We start from the raw sequence: 4707 nt of genomic DNA, 5'->3' as shown, positions 1-4707 counted from the left end.
TGCTGCGCCGCCGGCGCCGCCCGCAGCTGCCCGCCGACCCGGCGCTCGCCGGCGTCCCGCTGCAGATCACCGGCCTCAGCAAGCGCTACAAGGGCGCTGCCGACCGGTACGCGGTGCGCGAGCTGTCCTTCCGCGCCGAACAGGGCCAGGTGCTCGGTCTGCTCGGCCCGAACGGCGCCGGCAAGACCACCACCCTGCGCATGCTGATGGGGCTGATCCGCCCCGACGAGGGCGAGATCCGGATCTTCGGGCACGCGGTGCGGGCCGGTGCGCCCGTGCTGTCGCGGGTCGGCGCCTTCGTCGAGGGCGCGGGCTTCCTGCCGCACCTCACCGGCCGCGCCAACCTGGAGCTGTACTGGCAGGCCACCGGCCGCCCCGCCGAGGACGCCCACCTGGAGGAGGCGCTCGCCATCGCCGACCTCGGCGAGGCCCTCGACCGCGCCGTCCGCACCTACTCCCAGGGCATGCGGCAGCGCCTCGCCATCGCTCAGGCCATGCTCGGCATGCCCGACCTGCTGATCCTCGACGAGCCGACCAACGGCCTCGACCCGCCGCAGATCCGCGAGATGCGCGAGGTGATGATCCGGTACGCCGCCGGCGGCCGCACCGTCATCGTCTCCAGCCACCTGCTGTCCGAGGTCGAGCAGAGCTGTACCCACCTCGTCGTCATGGACCGCGGCCGCCTGGTCACCGCCGGGGCCGTCGCCGAGATCGTCGGCGGCGGCGAGCAACTGCTCGTCTCCACCGCGCCCGGGTACGGCTCCGAGGAGCTCGCCGCGGCCGCCGACAAGCTCGCCGCGCTCGACGGCGTCGTCTCGGCGGAGCCGGCCGACGGCGGCCTGCTCGTCCGCCTCGACGACGGCGGCGGCGCCGCACGGCTGGTCGTCGAACTCGTCCGCCTGGAGGTGCCCGTGACGGGCGTCGGCCCGCAGCGCCGCCTGGAGGACGCCTTCCTGTCCCTGATCGGAGGCCCGGCATGAGCAGCACCGCACCCGCTCCTGCCGCGGAGCAGGCGGCGGCCGGCTACTCGGCCCGCCGCACCCTGCCGCTGCGCGTCGAGGCGGTGCGCCAACTCCGCCGCCGCCGCACCCTGGTGATCGGCGGGCTGCTCGCCGCGCTGCCGTTCGTCATCCTCGCGGCCTTCCAGATCGGCGGCACGCCCGACCGGCCGGACCGCACCACCTTCATCGAACTCGCCACCTCCTCCGGGCCGAACTTCGCCGCCACCCTGCTCTTCATGGGCACCGGCTTCCTGCTGGTCATCCCGGTCGCGCTGTTCTGCGGCGACACCGTGGCCTCGGAGGCCGGCTGGTCCTCGCTGCGCTACCTGCTGGCCGCGCCGGTGCCCCGGGCCCGGCTGCTGGCCCGCAAGTTCACCGTCGGGCTGGCCTTCTCCGCCGCCGCGATCGTGCTGCTGCCGCTGGTCGGCCTCGCCGTCGGCACCGCCGCCTACGGCTGGGGCGACCTGAAGCTGCCCACCGGCACCAGCCTGCCCGCCGCCACCGCGCTGCCCCGGCTCGGCCTCGCCGTCTGCTACGTGATCCTCGCCGAACTCGTCATCGCGGCGCTGGCGTTCTGGCTCTCCACCGCCACCGACGCGCCGCTCGGCGCGGTCGGCGGCGCCGTCTTCCTCTCCATCATCACCGGCGTCCTGGACGCCGTCACCGCCCTCGGCGACCTCCGCGAGTGGCTGCCCGCCCACTGGCAGTACGCCTGGGCCGACGCCCTCCAACCCCACCTCGAATGGGGCGGGATGATCCAGGGCGTCTCGCTCTCCGTCTCCTACGCGATCGTCCTGCTCGCGCTCGCCTTCCGCGGCTTCGCCCGCAAGGACGTGGTCTCCTGACGCACCGCCCGGCCCGGATCCGCACGCGGCCGGGGGCGGCGCACTCCGACCGTGTGTCGGTGTGCGCCGCCCCTTCCGCATGCGCTGCGCGGGCTCCACGCGGGTGCTCCCGGCTACTTCGGGTCGCGGTTGAAGGTCGAGGTCGACCAGAGGTGGCCGAGGACGCTGAGGCCGAGGCACCAGGCGACGGCGAGCCACCCGTTGTTGCCGACCTCGGTGCCGAGCAGCAGGCCCCGCAGCGTCTCGATGGCGGGGGTGAAGGGCTGGTACTCGGCGACCGGCTGGAACCAGCCCGGCATGGAGTGCAGCGGGACGAAGGCGCTGGACAGCAGCGGCAACAGGATCAGCGGCATGGCGTTGTTGGAGGCCGCCTCGGCGTTCGGGCTCACCAGGCCCATCCCGACGGCGATCCAGGTGAGGGCGGTGGAGAAGAGGACGAGCAGGCCGAGGGCGGCGAGCCCCTCCAGCACGGTGGCGTGGGTGGGGCGGAAGCCGATGGCGAGGCCGACGGCGCCGACCAACAGGACGCTGACGACGGACTGCAGGACGCTGCCGACGACGTGGCCGACGATGACCGAGGGACGGTGGATGGCCATGGTGCGGAAGCGGGCGATGATGCCCTCGGCCATGTCGTTGGAGACGGAGACGGCGGTGCCGATGGTGGTCGAGCCGATGGTCATCAGCAGGATGCCCGGGACGATGTAGGCGATGTAGGCGTCGCGGCCCGCACCGCCGCTCATGGTGTTGCCGAAGATGTAGACGAAGAGCAGCAGCAGCATGACCGGGGTCAGCAGCAGGTTCAGCGTGAGCGAGGGGTAGCGCCGGGCGTGCAGGAGGTTGCGGCGCAGCATGGTGGCCGAGTCGCGGACGGCGAGGGCGGCCCGGGACGGGCGGGCGGGGGCCTGTGCAGTGGTCATCGGACCGACTCCTGGGACTGGTGGGGGACGGTGGTGCCGCCGGTGAGGGCGAAGAAGACGTCGTCGAGGTCGGGGGTGTGCACGGTGAGTTCGTCGGCCTCGATGCCGGCCGCGTCCAGCCGGTCGAGGACGGTGCGCAGGTCGCGCTGGCTGCCGTCGCTGGGGATCTGCAGCGTCAGCGCGTCGTCGTGGTGGGCGGCTCCGGGCAGGGCGGTGGCGGCGTTGCGGTAGTCGGCGGGGTCGGTGAAGCGGAGCCGGACGTGTCCGCCGGGGACGAGCTGCTTCAGTTCCTCGGCGGTGCCGTGGGCGACGATCCGGCCGTCGTTCAGCACGGCGATGCGGTCGGCGAGTTCGTCGGCCTCCTCCAGGTACTGGGTGGTGAGGAAGACGGTGGTGCCGCCGGTGACGAGTTCGCGGACGATCTGCCACATGTTCTGGCGGGAGCGCGGGTCGAGGCCGGTGGTGGGCTCGTCGAGGAAGATGATGCTCGGCGTGCCGACCAGGGTCATGGCGATGTCGAGGCGGCGTTTCATGCCGCCGGAGTAGGTGGAGGCGGGCTTCTTCGCGGCGTCGGCGAGGTCGAAGCGCTCCAGCAGTTCGGCGGCGACGCGTCGTCCCTCCCGTCGGGGGAGGTGGTGCAGGTCGGCCATGAGGAGCATGTTCTCCTCACCGGTGATCAGGCCGTCGACGGCGGAGAACTGGCCGGTGACGCCGATGGCGGCGCGGACGGACTGCGGGTCGGCGGCGAGGTCGTGGCCGGCCACCCGGGCGGTGCCGCCGTCGGCGGTGACGAGGGTGGAGAGGATCTTGACGGCGGTGGTCTTGCCGGCGCCGTTCGGGCCGAGCAGGGCGAAGACGGTGCCGGTGGGGATGTGCAGGTCGATGCCGTCGAGGACGGTCTTGTCGCCGTAGGACTTGCGCAGCCCGTCGGCTGCAATGGCCAGGTCGGTCATGGCGGTGTTCCTCCTTACAGGCTGCGGGCGGTGATGTCGCCGGCGGCGGTGGTCGCGCGGATGGTCACGGCGGCCTCGGCGCCGTCGGTGTTCTTCAGGGAGTTGGCGATCCGGCCGAAGGCGGTGCCGGCGTCCAGCGAGGCGGAGACGCCGCAGGCGACGCCGACCTCGATCGCGCCGGAGCCGGTGCGCAGCACGAGGGCGCCGCGGACGGCCTCGGTGATCCGGAGGTCGCCCTGCTGGGTGCTGATCTCTGCGGGGCCGGTGAGGCGGCCGACGGTGACGTCGCCGGACTGCAGGGTGAGGCGGGCGGCGGACGCCTCGTCGAGCTCGACCGAGCCCTGCGCGATCTCGACGGCGACCTCGCCGAGCCGCCCGGTGCCGTGGAACCCGGCGGCGGCGCCCGTCGCCTCGACGCGGGAGCCGGCGGGCAGGTGGACGGTCACCGAGACGGTGCCGGAGTTGCCGAGGATCCGGTTCCTCGCCGCGGGGGCCCCGACCCGCAGCACCCCGTCGCGGTGGGCGACCTCGATCAGCTCGGCCGCCTTCACGTCGCGGCCCTTGGCGGCGTCCGCGGGCAGCACCTCGACGACGGTGTCGGCCCGGTCGGCCGCGACCACCCGGAGGCGGCCCGCGGGGATGTCGAGGACGACGGCGATCGGGGCGGGGGTGTCGAACTTCTGCATCGTGCGTTCCTTCGGCTTGTTGTTTCTGATGCCGGAAACGCTACGTTGCGTTCATGGATGTGGCAACAAGCTTGTTGCGAAGAAATGGCGTCACTGCAGGTTGATGACGGGAAATCATTGCAACGGTTGCAGGTTGAATGCAATGAGCGCAGTCGACATTCGTTGCAATGGATGGGAAGTGAACGCTATGCGCGGCGCGGGCGGTAAATCGCTGGCGGGCCCGGGCGGGGCTGCACTAGGGTCGCGGATGCGGGCGGCTCCGCGGCGTGCTTCCTTCTCCTTCCTCCTCGAAAAGAACCAGCGTG

5 protein-coding genes are annotated in these 4707 nt (G+C 72.6%); 2 read left to right on the top strand and 3 right to left on the bottom strand.

Annotation, left to right across the window (positions count from 1 at the left end; all coding sequences use genetic code 11):
• Positions 1-980, top strand: a 980-nt coding sequence (locus tag ABZ641_RS26220) for an ATP-binding cassette domain-containing protein (RefSeq protein WP_359985482.1), incomplete at its 5' end; no start/stop codon positions are given.
• Positions 977-1846 carry an ABC transporter permease gene (locus tag ABZ641_RS26215; RefSeq protein WP_344628112.1) on the top strand — a complete coding sequence of 290 codons (870 nt, stop codon included), beginning with the start codon at positions 977-979 and terminating at the stop codon, positions 1844-1846. The genes ABZ641_RS26220 and ABZ641_RS26215, both read left to right, overlap by 4 nt.
• Positions 1847-1959: 113 nt before the next feature.
• Here the strand turns inward: ABZ641_RS26215 and ABZ641_RS26210 are convergent, their stop codons facing one another.
• The 3 genes from ABZ641_RS26210 to ABZ641_RS26200 are packed head-to-tail and all read right to left on the bottom strand — an operon-like array spanning position 1960 to position 4402.
• Positions 1960-2763 carry an ABC transporter permease gene (locus ABZ641_RS26210; protein WP_344628111.1) on the bottom strand — a complete coding sequence of 268 codons (804 nt, stop codon included), beginning with the start codon at positions 2761-2763 and terminating at the stop codon, positions 1960-1962.
• Positions 2760-3716, bottom strand: coding sequence for an ATP-binding cassette domain-containing protein (locus tag ABZ641_RS26205; protein WP_359985478.1), 957 nt, complete (start codon positions 3714-3716; stop codon positions 2760-2762). The genes ABZ641_RS26210 and ABZ641_RS26205 overlap by 4 nt, the downstream gene beginning before the upstream one ends.
• Before the next feature lie 14 nt (positions 3717-3730).
• Complete coding sequence (locus ABZ641_RS26200; protein ID WP_359985476.1) at positions 3731-4402, bottom strand: DUF4097 family beta strand repeat-containing protein; 672 nt, start codon at positions 4400-4402, stop codon at positions 3731-3733.
• Positions 4403-4707: the final 305 nt, after the last annotated feature.

The organism is Kitasatospora sp. NPDC007106 (genome assembly GCF_040634455.1).
In the GTDB taxonomy this organism is placed as follows: Bacteria; Actinomycetota; Actinomycetes; order Streptomycetales; family Streptomycetaceae; genus Kitasatospora; species Kitasatospora arboriphila.
Note: the sequence above shows the minus strand (reverse complement) of the source record. Positions and strands in the feature narration are given on the sequence as shown.